Source organism: Ruegeria sp. BC7, from assembly GCF_056539165.1.
Genome location: NZ_JBQFUL010000009.1, coordinates 56,590 through 79,049, shown reverse-complemented (window position 1 = coordinate 79,049; position 22,460 = coordinate 56,590). Strand labels below are relative to the sequence as shown.

Below are 22,460 nucleotides of genomic sequence, written 5' to 3'. Positions count from 1 at the left end.
TCCTATGACCAAGAAACGCCGCTCGGAACACTGGTACGGAAAGCTGGACAAGGACGGATTCATCCACCGCTCGTGGATGAAGAACCAGGGTTTTCCCGATCACGCTTTTGATGGCCGCCCCATCATCGGCATCTGCAACACATGGTCGGAACTGACCCCCTGCAACTCGGGCCTGCGCGATCTGGCCGAGGGCGTGAAACGCGGCGTGTGGGAAGCCGGAGGATTTCCCGTCGAATTCCCCGTCATGTCGCTGGGCGAGACGCAGATGAAGCCCACGGCCATGTTGTTCCGCAACCTGCTGGCGATGGATGTCGAGGAATCCATCCGCGCTTATGGCATCGATGGTGTCGTCCTGCTGGGCGGCTGCGACAAGACCACGCCGGGGCAGTTGATGGGTGCGGCCTCGGTCGATCTGCCGTCCATCGTGGTCAGCTCTGGCCCGATGCTGAACGGCAAGTATCGGGGGCAGGACATCGGGTCGGGCACGGATGTCTGGAAATTCTCCGAAGCCGTGCGCGCCGGAGAGATGACGTTGCAGGATTTCATGAACGCTGAATCCGGCATGTCGCGCAGCGCGGGTGTCTGCATGACGATGGGCACGGCCTCGACCATGGCCTCATTGGTTGAGGCGATGGGGATGAGCCTGCCTACCAACGCCGCCCTGCCCGCAGTTGACGCGCGGCGCATGGCGCTGGCGCATCTGACCGGCAAACGGATTGTCGAGATGGTGGACGAAAACCTGAAGCCGTCGGACATCCTGACCAAAGAAGCGTTTGAAAACGCCATCCTGACCAATGCGGCAGTCGGCGGTTCGACCAATGCGGTCGTGCACCTGTTAGCCCTTGCCGGTCGTGTCGGAGTGGATCTGTCGCTGAAAGATTTTGAGATCGGGTCAGAAATTCCCTTGTTGGTGAACTGTATGCCCTCGGGCAAATACCTGATGGAAGATTTCTGCTACGCCGGTGGTGTGCCGGTCGTTCTGAATGAACTCAAACCCTTTCTGCGACCCGCGAAAACCGTGCTGAACAAGGACATCTCGGCCCATTACGAAGGGGCGGAATGTTTTAACCGCGATGTGATCCACGGCTTTGATGATCCTGTGAAACCCGCGGCAGGGCTGCGCGTACTTCGCGGTAATCTGGCACCGAACGGAGCGATTGTGAAACCCTCGGCCGCTACGGATGAATTGCTGGAGACCGAGGCAGAAGCCTATGTTTTTGAAAACATCGAAGACTTGAAAGCCAATATTGACCGCGAAGACCTGCCGGTGACACCCGAGACCATTCTGGTCCTCAAGGGATGCGGTCCCAAGGGCTATCCGGGGATGCCCGAAGTAGGCAACATGCCGATCCCTGCCAAATTGGTAAAAGAGGGCGTACGCGACATGATCCGTATCTCGGATGCGCGCATGTCTGGCACGGCTTTTGGCACCGTCATTCTGCATGTCAGTCCCGAAGCACAGGCGGGTGGCACGCTGGCGCTGGTCAAAACCGGCGACCGTATTCGCGTGTCCGCCCGCAAAGGCGAGCTAGAGCTGTTGGTCGACCAAAATGAACTGGACGCGCGCCGCGCAGCTTGGCAACCGGACGAACCGCATTACACTCGCGGATACGCTAAACTTTACATTGATCACGTGTTGCAGGCCGATCAGGGTGCCGACCTTGATTTCCTTGTCGGCAAGGACACCCGCTTAGTTACCAGAGAGAGTCATTGATGGACCAACCTGCCACTTTTCACGACCTGAACGGGGCCACTGTCTACATCACTGGTGGCGGATCGGGAGTCGGCGCATCGCTGACCGATGGGTTTATGGCTCAGGGTGCCAATGTTGCCTTTATCGGCCGCTCTGACGCCGCCGTGTTTGTCGAGCAGATGCGCGACAAACACGGTCGCGCGCCCTTGTTCATGCAGGGCGACATGACGGATACCGAGTTGCTGCACGCGACGATGAACCAAGCCGCCGAGGAATACGGCCCAATCAACGTGCTCGTGAATAACGCCGCCAACGACAAACGCCACTCCTTAGAAGAAACCACGACCGAATTCTGGGACTGGATGATCGAGGTGAACCTCAAGGCATATTACTTTGCCTGTCAGGAGGCCGCCCGACAGATGCAGGACAAGGGCGGGTCGATCATCAATTTCAGCTCAATCAGCTACATGATGGGCAACGCCGGTTATCCAATTTACACGACCTCAAACGCTGGAATTACCGGGATGACCCGTTCTCTGGCGCGTGAGTTGGGCCCGCAGAACATCAGGGTAAACGCGCTGGCGCCCGGATGGGTGTTGACGCAAAAGCAGTTGGACGTGTGGGCAACGCCCGAGGATCTGGCCGCGCATATGGACCGGCAATGCCTCAAGGAACACCTGACGCCAGAAGACATGATTGCGCCAACCTTGTTTCTGGCGTCCCAAACCAGCCGCGCGATGACAGGGCAATGCATGGTTGTCGATGGTGGCGTAGTGGTGACGGGGTAGCGCAATGAATATTGAGTGGATCGCGGCAGACTGGGGAACCTCTCATCTACGGGTTTGGGCGATGCAGGGTGAAACGATCCTGGATCAGGCACATTCCGATCAGGGCATGGCGAAACTGTCGAGGGACAAATTTCAATCCGCGCTGCTTGCGTTGATCGAAGGTTGGCTGGGCAGCTCTCCGACCGACGTTGTCGCGTGCGGCATGGTCGGGGCAAGACAAGGCTGGGTTGAGGCTCCCTATTCTGCCGTTCCTGTCGCCCCACTTCCCGCTGCACCAATCCGCGTGCCCGACACTGATCCCCGAATTAGAGCATTTGTTGTGCCGGGGTTGAAACAGAACGCTCCGCCCGATGTCATGCGCGGCGAAGAAACGCAGATCGCCGGATTTCTGGCGAGCCGACAAAACTGGGACGGGGTCATTTGTCTTCCTGGAACTCACACCAAGTGGGTTCAGATCAGTGCGGACGAAGTCGTCAGTTTTCGCACCTTCATGACTGGCGAGATGTTTGAGCTGCTACGCGGACAATCCGTACTGAAGCACTCAATCGGGGAAGGATGGGACGACAACGCCTTTTCCGATGCTGTCGCCGACACGCTGTCCAAACCCGAACAGCTTGCCGCCCGTCTGTTTGGCTTGCGGGCGGCTGACCTCTTGCGCGGAGACGACCCGATTGTCGCCCGCTCACGGCTGTCAGGTTTCCTGATCGGCGCTGAACTGGCCGCGACCCGCCCGTATTGGCTGGGTCAGCAGATCGTGATCATCGGAGCTCGGGAAATATCTGACGTTTATGCCAGCGCACTCGAAAAACAGGGGGCATTCGTTGAGATTGTCAACAGCACCCAATCCACTTTGGCGGGTCTGATGCGGGCCCGAAACCTTACGAGGCAAACCGTATGAGCCGCCCAATTATCGCCATCCTACGCGGGCTGAAGCCGACCGAAGCCGCTGCAATCGGACACGCGCTTATAGACGCGGGCATAGACAGGATAGAGGTTCCTCTAAACTCTCCCAACCCCTTAGACAGCATAGGAATCCTGGCCGATCAGTGCGGAGACAAGGCGTTGATTGGCGCAGGCACCGTATTGACACCGCAAGAGGTGCAGCAGGTGGCCGATGTTGGCGGTCAGCTTGTCGTTTCTCCCAATTTTGATGCCGAAGTTATCCACCGGTCGGTTTCTTTGAACATGCAAAGCTGGCCCGGTGTTTATACCCCGACCGAGGCTTTCGCAGCGCTCAAGGCCGGAGCGACAGGGCTGAAACTGTTTCCCGGCGTGATGGCAGGACCACAAGGCTTGGCAGCAATGCGGCCGGTCCTGCCGAAAGGCACATTGATCTTTGCGGTTGGAGGGGCCGGTCCCGAGAATTTTGCAGAGTGGATCAAGGCAGGCGCGGACGGTTTCGGCATTGGATCTGCGCTCTTTAAGCCGGGCATGAACGTGACCGAAGTCGCAGACCGGGCAACACGGATCGTTTCGGCTTATGATGAGGCAGCTGGATGAGCTATGTCTTTGACGACCGTCCTTGCGAGCTTGGCGAGGGTCCGCTGTGGCACCCTGGGCGACAGCAGCTTTTCTGGTTCGATATCGTCAACAAATGTCTGATGTCACGGCTGCAGGGGAAACAGCACTATTGGCAGTTTTCCGAACACGTATCTGCCGCCGGATGGGTGGATCGCGACACCCTGCTGATCGCATCAGAAACCGGGCTTTGGCGATATGATCTGAACAGCGGCGATAAAGAGTTGATCCTTCCACTGGAAGCCGAAAATCCAGTCACCCGCTCGAACGACGGACGCGCCGATCCTTGGGGCGGGTTTTGGATCGGGACAATGGGCAAGAACGCCGAACCGGGCGCGGGTTCGATCTATCGCTTTTGGAACGGGGAATTGCGCAGGCTTACCAGCGGCATCACCATCTCGAACGCAATCTGTTTCGCGCCGGACCGATCCTGCGCCTACTACACGGACACGATGACACAACAAGTCATGCGCTGGTCACTGGACCCTGAAACCGGCTGGCCCGAAGGGCGCAGTTCCGTTTTTCTGGACTTACGCGCAGACAAGTTGAACCCGGACGGAGCTGTCGTTGATGTCGACGGCAACATCTGGATAGCACAATGGGGCGCACACCGGGTCGCAGCATACAGTCCCGAAGGCCGGTTTCTGAAAGCGCAGACTTTTGAGGCCGCGCATGTTTCCTGCCCTGCATTTGGCGGACCTGACTTTACAACCTTGTTCTGTACAACTGCGCGTGAGGGTCTGGGCGAAACAGCTCTTAAAGAACAACCTTCCAACGGTATGACTTTTGCAGCTAGCGATGTCGGCAAAGGCCAGCCAGAACCCAGAGTTATCCTATGAAGCCAGAACTTGGAGTTTGCTATTACCCCGAACACTGGCCCGAAGAAATGTGGGCCGACGACGCCGCGTGCATGATCGAAACCGGTCTGAGTTGGGTTCGGATCGGTGAGTTTGCCTGGAGCCGGATCGAGCCAACCCCCGGAGATTTGCGCTTTGACTGGCTGGATCGCGCTGTGGAAATACTCGGGTCTGCGGGGCTGAAGGTTGTGATGGGCACGCCGACTGCGACGCCGCCGCGTTGGATGCAGGAAAAGCACCCCGACATGTTGGCTGTAGACGCGCAGGGGCGACCGCGAAAATTTGGATCGCGCCGTCATTATTGTTTCAGCCACAAAGGCTATATTGCCGAATGCGCACGCATTGCCCGGATCATGGGCGAGCGTTACGGGGGCAACCCCCATATCGCCGCGTGGCAGATCGATAATGAATATGGCTGTCATGATACGACACTCAGCTACAGCGACCCTGCCTTGGTCGCATTTCAGAACTGGCTTGAGGACCAATACGGCACCATTGATGCGTTGAACTCTGCTTGGGGCAATGTCTTTTGGTCGATGGAATATGATGGGTTTGACCAGATCGACCTGCCAAATCTGACCGTGACAGAACCAAACCCGGCACATGTTCTGGCCTTTCGTCGGTTCAGCTCTGATCAGGTGGTAGAGTTCAACAAGGCGCAGGTTGATGCGCTGCGCCCACTGACAAACGCGCCCCTCTTACATAATTACATGGGGCGGATTCTGGACTTTGACCATTTCAAAGTCGGGGCCGATCTGGATATCGCGACATGGGACAGCTACCCGATTGGGTTTCTTTCCGACCGGCTTGAGGCTGACGAAGCACATAAGGCTGCCTTTCTGCAACAGGGTGACCCCGACATGCAGGCGTTTCATCACGACCTTTACCGCACGGTTGGACATGGTCGCTGGTGGGTCATGGAACAGCAACCCGGTCCGGTGAATTGGGCTCCGTACAATCCGGCACCCCTGCCGGGTATGGTGCGGCTGTGGTCGCTGGAAGCCGTGGCACATGGTGCCGAAGTGGTCAGTTATTTCCGGTGGCGGCAGGCTCCGTTCGCACAAGAGCAGATGCACGCAGGGTTGTTGACACCGAACAACCGCCCGGCTCCGGCCTTGTCTGAGGCGCGGCAAACCTGTGATGTGTTGTCCCAACTGGGTGACGTCCAACAGAGTAAGGCTGATGTTGCGATCGTCTTCGACTATGCGTCGGACTGGGCTTGGGCGACACAACCACAAGGTGCTGGTTTCGATTATTTCCGCCTCGTGTTCTCGGCCTACCGCGCGCTGCGGCGTGCTGGGCTTTCAGTCGATTTTCTATCCTCGGACAATATCCCCGAGAACGCTTACAAAGTGATCCTTGCGCCGGGTCTGGCGAGTGTGGACACCGACCTCGAGACCAGCCTGAACAAAGGATGTGATCTGGCTGTCCTCGGCCCGCGCACAGGGGCGATCACGCCGGATTTCCAAATTCCGAAAACAGGACGCCCAGGCCTGTCGGGTTTGGACTGTGATGTCGATCTGGTTGAGACGCTGCCCCCGTCAATAAAGCGCAACGTCGACGGTGGCGGCGCAGCCCAGCACTGGGTTGACCGTTTGTCCGGGACAGCGTCCGATCTGCTGACCTTTGAGGATGGCACCTCTGCCCTGAAAGGCGAAAACGGGTTTTGGTATCTGGCGGGCTTCCCGGATGAGGCGCTTTGGGATCGCGTGATCAATATGGCCTCGCAACAAGTGGGATTGGCGTTGCACCCGATGCCCGACGGCCTTCGTCGGCGAGACACCAAGGGCCATACGTTCCTGATCAACTACAACGCGACCCCCGTGGAATGGAACGGAACAAAGATCAACGCGTGCGACGTTGCCATATTGACAAAAAATGCGCCCGAAGAGGGGTAATCTCTCCGGGCGCAGTCGGCCTTTATCAGGCTCTCCAGTTATTCAGATTTAAGGCTGTTTGGGTCGAATACGCCACCGAACCCACCGTTATTTGACGGCTGCGTTTCGGTGTCCTGACTTTCTTCTTCCTCGTTGCCCAATGTGTTCGGCGCAAACACGTTGCCAAAGCCGCTGTTGTTTGAAGGCTTCGGCGCCGATTGCCCCGCGTCGCCTTGTTCAGCCTCCTCAGCCTCACGCTTTTTGCGCTGTTCCTCGCGCTGCTTACGCAGCTCTTGGATACGCTGTTCGGCTTCTAGACGTTTTTCCTCTTTGACATTGGCGATGCACTGGGCCGGGTTGTACGCGGTCGCAGTGCCGACCACGGTAATCGTGGCAACGGCAAACACGACCAGAAGCACGGCGGCCATATTGCCGGCAAAGAAGCTGGGCAGTTTGATCTTCCCTGCCAGTTCCTCGACCGTGGCATTCTTGCGCGCGGCTGCAACCAGTTCCTGACGCTTCAACTTGGCCTCGTTCAGCAGGGCAAAGAACACGGTCAGCGCCACGATAATGAAGGCCAGTGCCGAGATCGACGGCGTGATGCCATAGCGCACTTTCTGCGCCAGCTCGATCGTCAGTGTCGGATATTCGCCAAAGGTAAAGGTGGTCGTGTTGTAGTTCTCAAACGATGCAAGGAACGCAAGCACAGCCGCCGACGCGATCGCGGGCCGCATGAACGGAAGCAAGATCTTGCGAAATGCCTGCGCGTGCGTTGCACCAAGGTCCAAAGCTGCCTCGGTCAGCGCGATGTCGTATCGCTGTAGCCGCGCCACCAGAACCAGCATGCAATAGCTTGCGATAAAAGTGGACTGACCGATCACAGTCAGGAAAACCCCGTTTGACAATACGCTATCTGCGCCCAGCCCCAGCATCCGATTGATCCGGTCCCAGAATACCAGCGTCGAGATACCCAGAACCACGCCCGGGATCAGGATTGGGGCAATGATGATCGTGTAATACGTCGCACGCAGCTTGGGCCATATCTGGGTCAGCATCAGCGCGCCCGCCAGCCCCATCGCAACCGATAGAACGACCGTTCCCGCACCGATGATCAACGAGTTCTTGATCCCGTTCAGAATACGCTGATCCTGAAACAGATCGCCGAACCACTGAAAGGTCAGACACTCCCACGGAGTCATCCGCGGGAAGGCGGATGAATTGAATGCCGTAACCGACATGATCACAAGCGGACCAAGCAGGTACAGGAAGAAAAGGGCCAGGTAGACCCAGATGCTTACACGAAGGAAAGAGAGGTTCATTTCCCAATATCCCCCATGTTCACCTTGAACAGGCGCATTATGGCCAGAACGAACAAGATACAGGTCACAAGCAGCACGATCGCGTAGGCGGCACCTTGCGGCCAGTCATTGTTGTCGTTGAACTGCTGATAGATCAGTTGCGTAAACCACAGGCTGGACGGGCCGCCCAGAATCTGCGGCGCGGCAAGGGCACCAGCGGATAGCATGAAGACCATTGTACAGCCCGAACTGATGCCCGGCTTGGCGTAGGGAATAACCACGCGCCAGTGAATCCTCCACCAAGGCGCGCCCAGATCGCGCGCAGCCTCGATCTGGTTGTGATCGAGGCTTTCGATCACGTTGTAGATCGGGAAAATCATCAGCAGGATGTAGGCATATCCAAGACCCGCATAGAGGGCGATGTCGTTGCGGATAAAGTCAAAGGGCGTGTCCCAGATCCCCAGACCCATGAACAGGGTGTTCAGAACTCCGGTCTCGCCAAAGATGATCCGTAACGCGAACGCACGCAGGATTTCGTTGATCCAGTAAGGGATGATCAGCATGATCGCGAAAATGCGAATATGACTACCCTTGGACTGCCCCAGATAGTAGGCGATCGGATAGCAGATGATCAGGTTGAAAATAGTCACGCAGACAGCCGCGAGCAACGTTCTGAAGAACACTCTCAGGTCGACCGAATTGTAGTCCTGAGATCCCCCTTCCGGGCCGTAAATCAGGTATTTGTAGTTCTCGAGCGTATAAACGTCCTTTGGTCCGCCAATTTCCGGCGGCGGCAGGTTCGGACGGAACGAAAAGTCCAACATCGAGAGTTGCGGCAGGATAATCAGGCCGATGGTCCAGAACAGGACCAGCCCCAATATCGCCAGCCCCATCCCGGTGCCGTTGCGATTGAAAAACTCCTTGAGGAATTTGGGCATGTTTCCGACCCTCTTATTCCGCAGCCAGTTCACCCGCCGGGACCAGAACCGCGTTTTGGGTCTCGTATTCCAGCGTGATGTTCTGTCCGGTGTGGTCTTGGAAGGATTGTCCGTGGTTCGGGATCGACACTTTGATCTCTTTGCCGCCTTCACCTTCGGTGAAGATGTTGAACACGTTGCCCTCAAACTCTTCGTGGTTGACCCGCGCCGTCACGAAATGGTTGCCAGATGCGCCTTCGGGTGCGATGGCGAACGCCTCGGGGCGGATGAACATCATCGCCTCATCGCCTTCTTTCACCTTGCCCTGATTGGCGCTGGATATCCGCGCAACCAGATCGCCGGAACGGTTCGTTGCAATCAGTGCTTCCGTCCCCATGATCTGTTTGATCTTGCCCCGGAACACATTGTTTTCACCAACAAATGACGCAGCAAAAGCCGTGTTGGGATCGTTGTAAATCGTCTTGCCGTCAGCGATCTGGTCAATCACTCCGGCCCGCATGACGGCAATATTGTCCGACATGGTCAGAGCCTCACCCTGATCGTGGGTGATATAGATGAATGTGATGCCAACACGCTGCTGAATCTCTCGCAATTCAGTCCGCATGTGCTGGCGCAATTTGAGGTCCAGTGCCGAAAGCGGCTCATCCAGCAACAACACGTCGGGTTCGGCACACAGCGCCCGTGCAATCGCAACGCGTTGACGTTGCCCACCGGACAGTTCGCTTGGCAGCTTGTCGCCCTGACCGGGCAGAGCGATCATGTCCAGCAACTCGTCCGCACGCTTGCGGCGCTGCGTCGCGCTGGAGCCTTTGATCTCCATCGAAAAGGTGATGTTCTCCCAAACTTTCATAAGAGGGAACAACGCGAGGTTTTGAAATATCAGGGCGGTCGGGCGTTTGTTGGGACCGATACCACGCATATCGTTGCCACCGATCAGGACCCTGCCCTCACTTGGGTCCAGAAAACCCGACACAGCGCGCAGGATTGTTGTCTTGCCACATCCCGACGGCCCGAGGAACGAAAAGAAATCGCCCCCGTTGATATTCACATTGGCGTCCCGCACAGCGACAAAGTCACCGAAACGGATCCACAGGTTCTCAAGATCTACACCGACCCCTGCACTCATTTTAGGTATCCCCGTCTGGTGCGTTTGCAAAACGCACCGAAAAAGCATCCGTCACACCTGATCAGTGCGCGGTTTGACTACCCCCCGCCCAGTGGCGGAGGGCTTGAGTTCAACGCGATTAGGCGCTTTTGAACTTGTTGACGAACTCGGTCCGGGTTTCCGCGTACCATGGTGCTTCGGCAGGCCACGGGTTCAGGTTGGCCAGAGAGTCGCCCGGATACGCTTCGGCGAAGTTCTTCTTGTAGGTATCGCCGGAATACTGATCGGCACCCAGAACAGGCGAGTTGTAGCCATGGCTATCAATCGCGACACCAGCCGGTTTCGCCTGGTAAGCAAAGTCGATAAAGGCGTAAACCTGATCGATATTGGCCGCGCCGGTCGGCATTGCCATACCATCAACCCAAGCCATCGCACCTTCGACCGGAGCTTGATAGTGCACCGGCTCACCTGCCGATTTCAGTGCCAGCGGCGGACCATCCCAAGTTTGACCGACCACGACGCCTTCGTTCAGCAGACCGTTTTTCTGGGTATCCGCGTCGTTCCAGATCAGCTTGATCCGGTTCTTGCGCTCGACACACCAGTCGGTGATCTGACCCCAGACTTTACGCATGGTGTCTTCGTCACCATAGGCCGCCCATACGGAACCCGGCTCCATCTCGCCCGCGCGTTCCATATACAGACCCGCACCCAGCATCATGGAGTGTGCGCGGCCCATGGTCTTACCGGCGTTTTCTTCGGACCAGACATCGCCATATGAGGGCGCGTCCCCTTCAGGCAGCCACAGGTCCGTACGGTAAGCAATCCCTTCGGTGCCCCAGATATGCGGCAGCCAGTGAACGCCGCTGTCTGCAAAGTTCCAGGCGTCCGTGCCGATCGCCGCCATCGCCGGGTTCACCAGATCAATCGGCACCTTGTTCATGTCAAAGGGCTGCAACAGTTCCAGCGGCTCCCACTGCAGGGACCGGTTGTTGGTGGGCGAGACAATGTCAAAGCCCTGACCCTTGGTGGCCTTCATCTTGTTGATGATTTCTTCGTTCGACCCGATACCGGTGTAGTTCACCTTGATCCCGGTCAGAGTTTCAAACTCCTCCAGGAAACTGGGCGGCAAGTAGTCAGACCACATCAGAATGTTGATCTCACCCGATGAGGCCAGCGCGCTTTTGCTGTAAAGGGGTGCCGCCAGCGCCGCCGCGCCCGCACCTTTTAGTACCGTCCGGCGGGACAGGTTTTGGTGTTTAGTCATCGTCATAACTCCCGTTGCAAATCCGTTTTTTTGTTTTTGTGGATACAGGCTAGACCTTTGCGATCCGGCTGTCAGTCCAAAAGTGACAGTTGCCAGTTTTCATAAGTCCAGTTTGGAAACGAGAAGCTGCTTATATGCAGTGTAGTGCAATGAAACAAAGGGGCTGATGCTGATTGCCTCAAAAAGCGTAATGCGCCCCAAACAAGGGACGCAACTTGTGTTTGCTGCTTATTTTGGCAGCGGCGCTTCTGTGGGCTGCGTGAAAGGGTATGAACCACGCTCCGACCACAGGTGCGATTCTGTAATCGACGGGGATATCAGGGCTTTTTGCGCATGGATGTGCCATTGTGGAACAGATGCACCTTGTCCGGGCTGGCTGAAAGGGCAACGGTTTTCCCCCGCATGTTGCGCTGAATACCTTGCAACTTGGCAATCACGGAATCGGCCCCTTTGCGGTTCTCGAAATACAGCAAAGTGACCTCTCCCAAGGCTTCAGTGAAGTCCACGACCCCCTGAAAGGCGGCATCCGCGTCGCTCGGAACAAAATCTTCGGGCCGGATACCGACATTCACCTGTTTGCCCTGATCCTCTGCTTCGGTCGCGATACTGCTGGTGATCGTTCCACCGGCTTCCAACTCGACAACGGTCGTCGCACCCGTTTGTACGATGACACCGGGCAGCAGGTTCATCGACGGCGAGCCAATGAACTGCGCGACAAATTCGTTGTCCGGCGTCTCATACAGCTCTAGCGGAGTACCGACCTGAGCAATCCCCTTGTTGGCCAGAACCACAATCCGGCTGGCCAAAGTCATTGCCTCAACCTGATCATGGGTCACGTAGATCATCGTGCTGTCGGGCATCGCCTCTTTCAGACGCGCGATTTCAATCCGCGTGGCCACGCGCAACGCCGCATCAAGATTAGATAGCGGTTCGTCGAACAGATAGACCTTAGGGTCGCGCACGATGGCCCGCCCGATGGCGACCCGCTGACGCTGCCCACCCGACAGCGCCTTGGGCAAACGGTCCAGAAACGGCTCAAGCTGAAGAATACGGGCAGCCCGCTCAACGGCGGCGTTGACCTCGTCGGCAGGTAGTTTGGCAATCTTGAGGGCAAACGTCATATTCTCGCGCACGGTCATGTGGGGATAAAGCGCGTAACTCTGAAACACCATCGCAATACCGCGCTGCGCCGGGGGCACGTCATTCATGACCTGACCCTCGATCTCCAGCGTTCCGTCCGAGATTTTTTCCAGCCCCGCAATCATGCGCAACAAGGTGGACTTGCCACAGCCGGACGGCCCTACGAAAACAATCAGCTCGCCGCGCTCGATGTCGAGGTTGATATCCTTCAAGACATCAATACTGCCGTAGGTCTTTGCGACATCCGTGAGATTGAGTTCCGACATGACCTACCCCTTTTCCCGAACCATCAGACAGAACTGAGCAGCGCCGAGGGTCAGTTCTCCTGACCCGCCGACACTGCCCAACTCCTCCCCGATAACGCGCCAGTTGCCGTCCGGCACGGCGACCTCTGCCGGGTCTGAACCCAGATTGAAGGCACAGAACACCTGCTCACCTTGGTCTTCACGCACAAAGGAAAGAGCCGAGCCGGATTGAACCATCTGAACTTGCGCACCCGACATCAATGCAGAATGCGCGTGGCGCAGCGCAATCGCTTGACGGTAATGGTGCAGCATCGACTTGGGGTCTTGCTCTAACCGGTCCACGGCGCGTTCGGTTTGCGACGAACTGACCGGAAGCCAGGGACGTCCTTTGCTGAATCCAGAGTGTTCGTCCTGCGCTGCCCAAACCATCGGCGTGCGGCACCCGTCGCGGCCTTTGAACTCCGGCCAGAATTCGATGCCGTAGGGGTCTTGCAGGTCTTCAAATGCCACATCCGCCTCGGGCAGGCCCAGTTCCTCGCCTTGATACAGACAGGCCGACCCCCGCAGGCACATCATAAGAACCGCGTGTTGCCGGATGGCCGAGTCGCTTAGCCTCCAGCGTGAGGCGTGGCGCTGCACGTCGTGGTTCGAGAACGCCCAACAGGGCCATGCATCACCGGCCTTTTCCCCCAACTGGTCGAATACCTGTTTAGCGTAAGACGCGGTCAGTGCGCGCTTTTCCAAAAACTCGAAAGCATAGCACATATGCATCCGCTTATCGCCGGATGTGTATTCGCCCATGATTTCAAGCCCGCGTTGTGCGTCGCCGACCTCACCCAGACAGGCGCGGCCGTCATATTCGTCGGTCAACGCGCGCAGGCGCTCAAGGAAAGCGATATTCTCGGATTGGCTCTTGGAGAAAAGGTGATCTTGATGGTTATAGGGGTTCACCATCGGCGCAATCGAGGCGTTGCGTTGGTCCATCGGAAGACCGGGATTATCGCGAAGCTGGGCATCGTGGAAATAGAAGTTGATCGTGTCCAAGCGGAAGCCATCGACGCCCAAATCCAGCCAGAACCGGGCCACGTCCAGCAAGGCGTCCTGCACGTCCGGGCAATGGAAGTTCAAATCCGGCTGTGAGGTCAGGAAGTTGTGCAGGTAATACTGCAACCGCCGCGAGTCCCACTGCCAGGCCGAGCCACCAAAGATCGACAGCCAGTTGTTCGGCGGTGTCCCGTCCGGTTTCGGGTCGGCCCATACGTACCAATCGGATTTGGCGTTCTCGCGGCTCATACGGCTTTCGCTAAACCAAGGATGTTGATCCGAGGTATGCGACAGCACGAGGTCAATCATCACTTTCAGCCCTTGACCATGCGCCTGATCCAGCAGCTCTTTGAAATCCTCCATCGTGCCGAACATCGGATCGACATCGCGGTAGTCGCTGACATCGTACCCGAAATCCTTCATCGGAGACTTGAAAAACGGCGAAATCCAGATCGCATCAACGCCAAGCGAGGCGATATAGCCCAGCCGTTGCGTGATCCCCTTCAAGTCGCCAATTCCGTCGCCATTGCTGTCCTGAAAGCTGCGGGGATAGATCTGGTAGATCACGCCGCCGCGCCACCAGTCGGAGGCTGCTTGGGTTGCTTTTGTTGTGTCTACAGTGTTCTGCACGTTCATCAGACGCCTCTATTTGACGGATCCGGCCAATAGGCCTCGGACCAGGTATTTTTGCATTGCAAAGAAAACGATCAGCGGTACGGCAATCGACACGAAGGCCGCTGTCGCCAGAATTTCCCAGTTGCCGCCCCGTGTGCCCAACAACTCAACAATCCGGTTGGTCATGACGGTGGTCTGACCAGACGCGTCGATCAAAAAGACCTTGGCGACCAGCAGATCGTTCCACGTCCACAGGAACTGGAAGATCGCGAAGGAGGCCAGTGCCGGGAAGCTGAGCGGCAGGATCAGTTTGGTGAAAATCTGAAACTCGGTCGCGCCGTCGACCCGCGCGTTCTCGATCAGATCACGCGGAAGCCCCGCCATGTAGTTGCGCAGCAGGTAGATCGCCAGCGGCATCCCGAACCCGGTATGGGCCATCCAGACGCCCAGATACCCTTTGCCGATCCCGATATTCAGGTGGAATTTCAGAAGCGGGATCAACGCCAACTGCAGCGGAACCACCAGCAACCCAACCACGGCGGCGATTAGCAGGGCGCGGCCCGGGAAGTCCATCCACGCCAGCGCATAGGCTGCAAAGGCCGCCACCAGAATAGGGATGATTGTCGCCGGGATAGTCACGGTCAATGTGTTGAAAAAGGCCCGCCCCATGCTGTCGGTACTGTCTTCGGCCAGCAGGACTTTGTGGTAGTTCGCCAATGTGAACTCGGGCGGCAACTCGGCGGTTACGAACACACGGGCACCACGGCTGCCGGTAAACTCGTCGGGATTCTCCATCCTGTAGTTGCCTTGCGCGTCCACGGTGATCGTTCCACCCCGGCGCATCTCGGCAATCTCACCCGGAACAAACGCATCCACGGCCCGCGAGCTGACGCCCCATTTCGATATCGTGGCCTTGGCGCCCGCATCAAACAAGTTGCCCTCAATCACGTACATCCCGTTTTCCTGCACCTGAGTTTCCGGCCCAGCAGACCGCAATGTCAGGTTCTGTTCAGATGGGAACAGCGACCGCCACCAGCCGCTGGTCGCGATCTGGTCCGCCGTTCGGAAGGATGAGATCAACAGCCCTAGCGTCGGCACCACCCAAAGCACGACCAAAAAGACAACTGAGGCATGGACGACCCAGTGCAGCGCCGGTTTGGTTCCTGCAATATCGCTCATGACCTCACTCCATCTCTTTGCGCGCGTTGCGCACGTTCCAGATCAGGATCGGCGTCACCAGCAGCATGATCACCATGGCCGAGGCCGACCCCACGCCCCAGTCATTCGCGCGGAACAGTTTGTCGTACATGTAGTTGGCCAGAACCTGCGTCTCCCACTGGCCATTGGTCATGGCAAAGACGATGTCGAAAACCTTGAGCACGGTGATGGTGATCGTGGTCCAGACGACGAGAATGGTGGTTTTGATCTGCGGGACTTTAATGCGGAAGAAGATCTGGAACGGGTTGGCACCGTCCAGAATGGCCGCTTCGATGGTTTCTTCGGGGATACCGCGAAGGGCAGCAGACAGGATCACCATGGCGAACCCGGTCTGAATCCAGATCAGCACTACCATCAGAAAGAAACTGTTCCAGAACGGGATGGTCAGCCATGTCTGCGGCTCGGTCCCGCCAAAAAACAGATAGAGCGCGTTCAGCATCCCGATCTGGTCCTGCTCGGCCGGGCGGGTATCATAGACCAGCTTCCAAATCACCGACGCACCCACAAAGGAAATCGCCATCGGCATGAAGATCAGCGACTTGGCGATATTGCCCCAACGGATGCGGTCGGTCAGTTGCGCCACCAAAAGACCCAAAGCGGTGGACATCGCAGGCACGATGATCAGCCAGAACATGTTGTTGCGCATGGCTTCCCAGAATTTGGGTTCGTTGGCCATCTGGATGTAGTTTTCCAGACCCACCCATTCATAGCCCCCACCGGGCACACGATCCGTAAGGGACAGGCGCAGCGTTTCGACCACCGGGTAGGCCAAATACAGACCCAACGCAGCCAGCGCCGGGAACAGGAACAACCAGGGTCGGATCACGTTGGCGCGGTTGATATTGCGCCCAGCATTCGGACCCCGCGCCGGAAACAGCACTTTGTCCAGAAACTGGTTGGAGAGGTAGAAATAGCCCACGCAACCTGACACGCCGATGGCGATGGTCAGCAGGCCCTGTAATGCCGGATGCATGCCGCGTCTCCCTTGCGACGATGGGGTGGGGCAACCCGGATGTGCGGGTTGCCCGATCAGGAACGCTTAGTCCAGCGCGTCCCAGGAGGATTGGATTTCGTCGGCAACCTCTTGCGCCGATGCTCCGCCTGCGTAATCGACCATGCCGGTCCAGAACGTGCCTGCGCCGACACCGCCGGGCATCAGGTCAGACCCGTCAAAACGGAAGGTCGTCGCACCCAGAAGAATGTCGTTCATCTTCTTCAGCGTCGGATCCGAGAACAGCGAGGTATCGACACCCTTGTGCGGCGTCAGGAAGCCGGTCAACTGCATCCAAGTCTCATGCGCCTCGGGCGTTTGCAGATACTCGATCAGAGCGTGCGCGCCGGGGCTGTCATTGGTAATGGCCCACAGAGTTCCGGCACCCAAAACCGGGCTGCCGAGGTCCTTGCCTTCATAGGCGGGGAAATAGAAGAAATCGGCATCCTCACCCACGACCGTACCTTCAGGGAAAAACGCCGGGATAAAGGACGCCTGACGGTGCATGTAGCATTGCGGAGGTGAGCTGAACATTCCCTTCGGGCTGTCGCGGAAGTCGGTTGTGGCAACCGCCCCTGCGCCACCGGCGACGTAGTCATCATTACGGGCAAACGCGCCGAATTCCTCGATCGCCGCGATGACTTTGGGGTCGTTGAACTTCATCTCGTTGGCGACCCATGCGTCATAATCCTCGGGCGACTGCGTACGCAGCATCATGTCCTCGACCCAGTCTGTCGCGGGCCAACCGGTCGCGCCACCCGAGCCCAGACCGATACACCAAGGCGTCTCACCATCCGCCACAATCTGGTCGGTCAGCGCCTTGAGCTCCTCCATGGTGGTCGGCACTTCATAGCCGGCATCTTCAAAATTCTCGGGCACGTACCAAACCAGCGATTTTACATCGACCTTGTAGAAAAAGCCGTACAGATTTTCCGCCCCGTCAGGACCGCCATATGTGCCAAGGTCAACCCATGACTGCCCCGCGGCATAGTTGTCGCGAATCCAGTCACCCGTGCCATCGGCAAGCGGCGTAAGGAAGCCGGACTTAGCCATATCCGCCGCCAAACCCGGTTGCGGGAATACGGCAACGTTCGGCGCTGAACCCGCCTCGGCATCAATACGGATTTGCTGTTCAAAACTGTCTGACCCGACATAGGCGTACTCATGCCCGGTAGCTGCGGCAAAGCCATCCAGCACCTTTTCGACATTTTCCTGATCCGGCCCCAACCAAGGGCCGAACACGGTAACCTTGTCCGCCTGCGCAGCGCCCGACATCAGGGCGAACGTGGCCGCACCTGCGTAAAGCGAGTGTTTCATGAATTCTCCTCCCGTATCATCTCTCGCTCTGGAATCACGAATTTCAAAGCGCTTTGGATACCGGGCTTTATCCGCTAACATTCAGGTTCTGTCAATATTTGGTTTGCCTGACCTCAACTATGTTAATATTTTCTGCCTATAGGTTGAAACCTGTTGACGCACAGGCAAATTCCCCACAATACAGGTGACAGTGCAAATTTGAAGGCGCTTTGAAGCGAATATGAACCTAAAGCAGCTCTCAGAAATTCTTGGTTTGTCTCAGACGACGGTCAGCCGCGCTCTGAACGGCTATCCCGAGGTGAACGAGGACACGCGCGTGCGTGTGCAAGCTGCTGCCGCGAAACATGGCTATCGGCCAAACAGCCGCGCGAAAGGGCTGGCCACGGGGCGATCCATGGTCATTGGGCATGTGATTCCCAGTTCCTCACAGCATGAGATGGTGAACCCCATTTTCGGCGATTTCGTCGCCGGGGCCGCACGAAAATACGCGGAACATGGCTATGACATGATGTTCACGAATGCCGACGATACCTCGATCGAGCGCGCATACCGCGACCTGTTCCAACGCGGCGCAGTCGACGGGGTTGTCCTGCAGGGGCCGAAGGTCAACGAACCTCGTATCCGCGTACTATCCCGCATGGGGGTTCCATTCATCGTTCATGGCCGCGCGACTGGAATTGATGAGCCTTACGACTGGATCGACGTAAACAACAAAAGCTCATTCCAAAGGGCCACCAAATTCCTGATCGACCTTGGGCATCGTCGCATCGCACTGATCAACGGGTTAGAGGATATGGACTTTGCCCAACGCCGTCGCGCCGGGTATCTGGAGGCTCTGCGCGAGGCCGGGATAGCCTGCGATCCGTCACTTATGCGCAGTGCCGAGATGACCGAGGTTTATGGCCATCACGAAACGCGTGCCATGCTTGAGATGGATGATCCGCCAACGGCCATATTGATCTCCTCCATGATCTCGGCGATTGGTGTGCGGCGCGCCTTGAATGATGCGGGATTGAAGATGGGGCGAGATGTATCCGTTATCGCTCATGACGACGATCTGTCTTATCTGAAAAACGGACAGGACGTGCCAATCTTTACCGCTACGCGCTCATCCGTCCGACAGGCTGGCGAAATAGCAGCCGAGATGTTGACCGAACGGATCAAATCGCCTGACGACCCGGTTAAAACAAGATTGCTGGAGGCCGAGCTGGTAGTTGGCGGCTCAACCGGCCCCGCCCCTGACAGGTTCAAATCATGAAATACTCGCGCTCTGACTTTCCCGAAGATTTCCTTTTTGGCGTTGCAACCTCTGCTTATCAGATCGAAGGCCACGCACAGGGCGGCGCGGGACAAACCCACTGGGATACGTTCGCCGCCACACCCGGCAACGTGGTGCGCAATGAAAACGGTGACCGCGCCTGTGATCATTTGAACCGCTTCGGCGAAGACTTTGATCTTGTGCGTGACGCAGGATTTGACAGCTATCGGTTTTCCACCAGTTGGGCGCGTGTTCTGCCTGAAGGGCGCGGTCCAGTTAACCAGGAAGGGCTGGACTACTACGACCGCCTTGCCGACGCATTATTGGAGCGTGGAATACGCCCCTGCGCCACCCTTTATCACTGGGAGCTACCCTCACCTCTGGCCGATCTGGGCGGCTGGAGAAATCGGGACATCGCCAACTGGTTTGCCGACTTTACCGAGGTCATCATGGGTCGCATCGGTGACCGCATGTTCAGTGTCGCGCCGATCAACGAACCTTGGTGTGTGAGCTGGCTCAGCCATTTTGACGGCCACCACGCCCCCGGTTTGCGCGACATTCGCGCCACGGCGCGCGCGATGCATCACGTTTTACTTGCGCATGGACGGGCGATTGAGGCGATGCGCGGTCTGGGCATGTCCAACTTGGGCGCGGTGTTTAATCTGGAATGGGCAGAACCTGCGGATGACAGCGCCGAGGCACGCCGCGCCGCTGATCTTTATGATGGTATCTACAATCGGTTCTTTCTTGGCGGCGTGTTCAACAAAGCCTACCCGGAAAACGTTCTGAACGGGCTAGAACCTTTCCTTCCCACGGGTTGGCAGAACGATTTTGATACGATTGGCACTCCGGTCGACTGGTGTGGCTTGAATTACTACACCCGCAAGCTGATCGCCCCAGCAGATACCGCTTGGCCCAGCTTAAAAGAAGTCTCCGGGCCTCTGCCAAAAACCCAGATGGGTTGGGAGGTCGAACCCAGCGCCCTGACTCGGTTCCTGACCCGCACAATGCGCGACCACACTGGCGATCTTCCGATCTATGTCACGGAAAACGGCATGGCCAGCCCGGAACGCCAACAAGACGACGACCGGATCGACTACTTGAACCAACACCTTTCGGCTGTGCGCGACGCAGTGGACCAAGGCGTGCCGGTCAAGGGATATTTCATCTGGTCCCTGCTGGATAATTACGAATGGGCCTTGGGATACGAGAAACGCTTTGGCCTTGTGGATGTCGACTTTGACACAATGGAGCGCACGCCCAAAGCGTCTTACAACGCGGTGAAATCTGCGCTGAAGGGCAGTACGATTTCGCTGCCATTGGCGCAGCGCGCCGGAGCCATGCACGAGCATTGGAACTTGGTTGCCGATATCGGCGGAACCAACACTCGGTTGGGCGTTATTTCAAATGGTAAACTTACCGATCTGCGCAAATACCCGACCGGTAAGCTGCCGCAATTGCTCGAAGCGTTTCACAGCTTGCGGGATGAAATTGGAACCGATCCGCGCGCCGTCGTCGCGGCGGGTGCAGGACCGGTGCGGGACGGTATGATCCGGCTCACAAACGCGCAGCTTGATCTGTCCGAGGCTGACATTGCGCGCGCGACGGGCGCACAGCACACCTTTGTCATCAACGACTTCACCGCCGCTGCGTGGTCGGTTGCCGAGATCACCGGAGACGATGTCGAAGTTCTGCAAGGCGCCGAAACGCCACCGATGGGAACCCGCTTGGTTGTTGGCCCAGGAACCGGGTTGGGCGTAGGTTCTCTGCTCTATTCTGACGGTCGGTTTCACACCGCGTCTGGCGAAGGTGGCCACGTTGGATTGTCGCCCCGTCACGAGGACGAAGTCGAGATTTTCCGCGCTGCACGCGAAATTGCTCCGGACTGTTTTTTTAACGATACCCTGACGCTTGAGGCCGAGATGTTTCTGAGTGGTACGGGATTGCCGATCCTGCATCAGGCCATTCAACTTGCGTCTGGTCTGACGACTGCCGAAACGCGCAGCGCCAAGGATATCCTTGATGATGCCCGCAATGCCTCGGACCCGCTTGCAGTCAGGGCAGCGCAGATGTTCACCTCGCACTTGGGTGCCGTGATGGGCGACTTGGCAGTTGTTATGATGCCAACGGGTGGTGTTTTCCTTGTCGGCGGCGTGGCCGAAAAGAATCGTTGGCTTTTCACCGACGCCTTTATGGATGCCTTCAACGCTGGCGGACGTTTCAGCGATCTGCGACGATCAATGAACCTTTACGTTTCAGAGCAGGACGAATTTGGCATTGTTGGCGCTAACAACTTCTGTAAAAGTGCACTTGCGCGGTAAAATGGCCGCCTGAGTCTCTGATACAGAAAGGACCCGGCATGATCCTGTGCTGCGGTGAAGCCCTGATCGACATGATCGCCTCGCCCACTGTTTCGGGTGAACAGGGTTTTGTGCCCCATTCTGGGGGTGCGATTTTCAACACGGCGATTGCGCTTGGTCGGCTAGGTGTTCCGGCGGGAATGCTGACAGGTGTTTCGACAGATATGTTTGGGCAGCAGCTCAACAAGTCTCTTCAAGCCAGCCATGTGGACACCAGCCATGTCATCGTTTCCGATCGCCCGACGACTCTGGCGTTTGTTCAGCTAAAGGACGGGCACGCGACCTATAACTTTCTGGACGAAAACTCGGCCGGCCGCATGTTGACGCCCGAGGACATGCCCAGCCAGTTGCCTGCGGTATCGGCGCTGTATTTCGGTGGCATCAGCCTTGCTTGCGAGCCTTGTGCAGATGCCTATGCGTCCTTGTTGAATCAACACGGGTCCGAAAAGGCGGTCATGCTGGATCCAAACATCCGTCCCGGTTTTATCAGCGACCAAACCCGGTATCGCACCCGGCTCAATGCGATGATTGCGCAGGCCGATATCGTAAAGGTTTCGGATGAGGATCTGGATTGGATCATTCCGGGACCAGAGAGCCTGACTGACAAAGTTCCGCTGTTGCTGAAAGAAGGCCCCGCTGTCGTCATCGTCACCAAAGGCAGCGAGGGGGCATCCGGATGTCTGGCGGATGGCAGATCAACCTCGGTGCCCGTCAAAAAGGTCAAGGTGGTGGACACGGTCGGCGCCGGGGACACGTTCAATGCCGGCGTACTGGCCGAGCTGGAACGCGCCGGGCATTTGAATAAGCAAGGGCTTCGCACCCTGACCCCCGATCAACTGAAAGCAGCTCTTGCCAATGGTGCCGAGGTCGCCGCCGTTACCGTATCACGCGCAGGGGCAAACCCGCCGTGGGCGAATGAACTTTGACCCCGAAA

The 22,460-nt window shown here is 57.4% G+C and carries 18 protein-coding genes and 1 pseudogene; 10 read left to right on the top strand and 9 right to left on the bottom strand.

Going from position 1 to position 22,460, the window contains the following annotated elements; translation table 11 throughout:
* Positions 1-4: 4 nt before the first annotated feature.
* The 6 genes from ACR0KS_RS17820 to ACR0KS_RS17795 are packed head-to-tail and all read left to right on the top strand — an operon-like array spanning position 5 to position 6,754.
* Positions 5-1,714 carry an IlvD/Edd family dehydratase gene (locus ACR0KS_RS17820; protein ID WP_170563305.1) on the top strand — a complete coding sequence of 570 codons (1,710 nt, stop codon included), beginning with the start codon at positions 5-7 and terminating at the stop codon, positions 1,712-1,714.
* Positions 1,714-2,481 carry an SDR family oxidoreductase gene (locus ACR0KS_RS17815; protein ID WP_170563307.1) on the top strand — a complete coding sequence of 256 codons (768 nt, stop codon included), beginning with the start codon at positions 1,714-1,716 and terminating at the stop codon, positions 2,479-2,481. The genes ACR0KS_RS17820 and ACR0KS_RS17815 overlap by 1 nt, the downstream gene beginning before the upstream one ends.
* Positions 2,482-2,485: 4 nt before the next feature.
* Complete coding sequence (locus tag ACR0KS_RS17810; RefSeq protein ID WP_170485896.1) at positions 2,486-3,379, top strand: 2-dehydro-3-deoxygalactonokinase; 894 nt, start codon at positions 2,486-2,488, stop codon at positions 3,377-3,379.
* A complete protein-coding gene (locus ACR0KS_RS17805) occupies positions 3,376-3,981 on the top strand; it encodes a 2-dehydro-3-deoxy-6-phosphogalactonate aldolase (RefSeq protein WP_170415975.1) in 606 nt (201 codons plus the stop codon). Before ACR0KS_RS17810 ends, ACR0KS_RS17805 begins: the two co-directional genes overlap by 4 nt.
* Positions 3,978-4,838: an SMP-30/gluconolactonase/LRE family protein gene (locus ACR0KS_RS17800; protein WP_170415978.1), complete on the top strand. Its 861-nt coding sequence runs from the start codon at positions 3,978-3,980 to the stop codon at positions 4,836-4,838. The genes ACR0KS_RS17805 and ACR0KS_RS17800 overlap by 4 nt, the downstream gene beginning before the upstream one ends.
* Positions 4,835-6,754, top strand: coding sequence for a beta-galactosidase (locus ACR0KS_RS17795; protein ID WP_170415979.1), 1,920 nt, complete (start codon positions 4,835-4,837; stop codon positions 6,752-6,754). The genes ACR0KS_RS17800 and ACR0KS_RS17795 overlap by 4 nt, the downstream gene beginning before the upstream one ends.
* 38 nt (positions 6,755-6,792) lie before the next feature.
* Here ACR0KS_RS17795 and ACR0KS_RS17790 read toward each other — a convergent pair whose 3' ends face one another.
* From ACR0KS_RS17790 to ACR0KS_RS17750, 9 genes are all read right to left on the bottom strand, one after another.
* Entirely contained in the window at positions 6,793-8,052 is a 1,260-nt protein-coding gene (locus ACR0KS_RS17790; protein WP_170415981.1) for an ABC transporter permease subunit, read from the bottom strand.
* The gene (locus tag ACR0KS_RS17785; protein ID WP_170389216.1) at positions 8,049-8,969 is read right to left on the bottom strand and encodes an ABC transporter permease; all 921 of its coding nucleotides are present in this window, start codon (positions 8,967-8,969) and stop codon (positions 8,049-8,051) included. Before ACR0KS_RS17785 ends, ACR0KS_RS17790 begins: the two co-directional genes overlap by 4 nt.
* Positions 8,970-8,982: 13 nt before the next feature.
* On the bottom strand, positions 8,983-10,095 hold the full coding sequence (locus ACR0KS_RS17780) for an ABC transporter ATP-binding protein (RefSeq protein ID WP_170415983.1): 1,113 nt from the start codon (positions 10,093-10,095) through the stop codon (positions 8,983-8,985).
* A gap of 118 nt (positions 10,096-10,213) precedes the next feature.
* Positions 10,214-11,338 (bottom strand): extracellular solute-binding protein, encoded by a 1,125-nt coding sequence (locus ACR0KS_RS17775; RefSeq protein WP_170389218.1) that lies wholly within the window; start codon positions 11,336-11,338, stop codon positions 10,214-10,216.
* A gap of 317 nt (positions 11,339-11,655) precedes the next feature.
* Positions 11,656-12,744 (bottom strand): sn-glycerol-3-phosphate ABC transporter ATP-binding protein UgpC, encoded by a 1,089-nt coding sequence (locus ACR0KS_RS17770; RefSeq protein WP_170563310.1) that lies wholly within the window; start codon positions 12,742-12,744, stop codon positions 11,656-11,658.
* A 3-nt stretch (positions 12,745-12,747) separates the two neighbouring features.
* Positions 12,748-14,403 (bottom strand): alpha-glucosidase, encoded by a 1,656-nt coding sequence (locus ACR0KS_RS17765; RefSeq protein ID WP_170415988.1) that lies wholly within the window; start codon positions 14,401-14,403, stop codon positions 12,748-12,750.
* Between the two features lie 9 nt (positions 14,404-14,412).
* Entirely contained in the window at positions 14,413-15,561 is a 1,149-nt protein-coding gene (locus ACR0KS_RS17760; protein ID WP_170415990.1) for a carbohydrate ABC transporter permease, read from the bottom strand.
* 4 nt (positions 15,562-15,565) lie between these two features.
* Positions 15,566-16,573, bottom strand: coding sequence for a carbohydrate ABC transporter permease (locus ACR0KS_RS17755; RefSeq protein ID WP_170415992.1), 1,008 nt, complete (start codon positions 16,571-16,573; stop codon positions 15,566-15,568).
* Between the two features lie 66 nt (positions 16,574-16,639).
* Positions 16,640-17,908 carry an ABC transporter substrate-binding protein gene (locus ACR0KS_RS17750; RefSeq protein ID WP_170415994.1) on the bottom strand — a complete coding sequence of 423 codons (1,269 nt, stop codon included), beginning with the start codon at positions 17,906-17,908 and terminating at the stop codon, positions 16,640-16,642.
* 220 nt (positions 17,909-18,128) lie between these two features.
* On the opposite strand from ACR0KS_RS17750, the gene ACR0KS_RS17745 reads away from it, so the two are divergent.
* The 4 genes and pseudogenes from ACR0KS_RS17745 to ACR0KS_RS17730 all read left to right on the top strand — a co-directional run bounded on the left by ACR0KS_RS17745 (position 18,129) and on the right by ACR0KS_RS17730 (position 22,452).
* Entirely contained in the window at positions 18,129-19,166 is a 1,038-nt protein-coding gene (locus ACR0KS_RS17745; protein ID WP_170563313.1) for a substrate-binding domain-containing protein, read from the top strand.
* Positions 19,163-20,464: pseudogene (locus ACR0KS_RS17740) on the top strand (GH1 family beta-glucosidase); the annotation flags it as partial. The gene ACR0KS_RS17745 and the pseudogene ACR0KS_RS17740, both read left to right, overlap by 4 nt.
* A gap of 42 nt (positions 20,465-20,506) precedes the next feature.
* A complete protein-coding gene (locus tag ACR0KS_RS17735; RefSeq protein WP_480681609.1) occupies positions 20,507-21,487 on the top strand; it encodes a glucokinase in 981 nt (326 codons plus the stop codon).
* Positions 21,488-21,525: 38 nt separating this feature from the next.
* Entirely contained in the window at positions 21,526-22,452 is a 927-nt protein-coding gene (locus tag ACR0KS_RS17730) for a carbohydrate kinase family protein (RefSeq protein WP_170563316.1), read from the top strand.
* Positions 22,453-22,460: the final 8 nt, after the last annotated feature.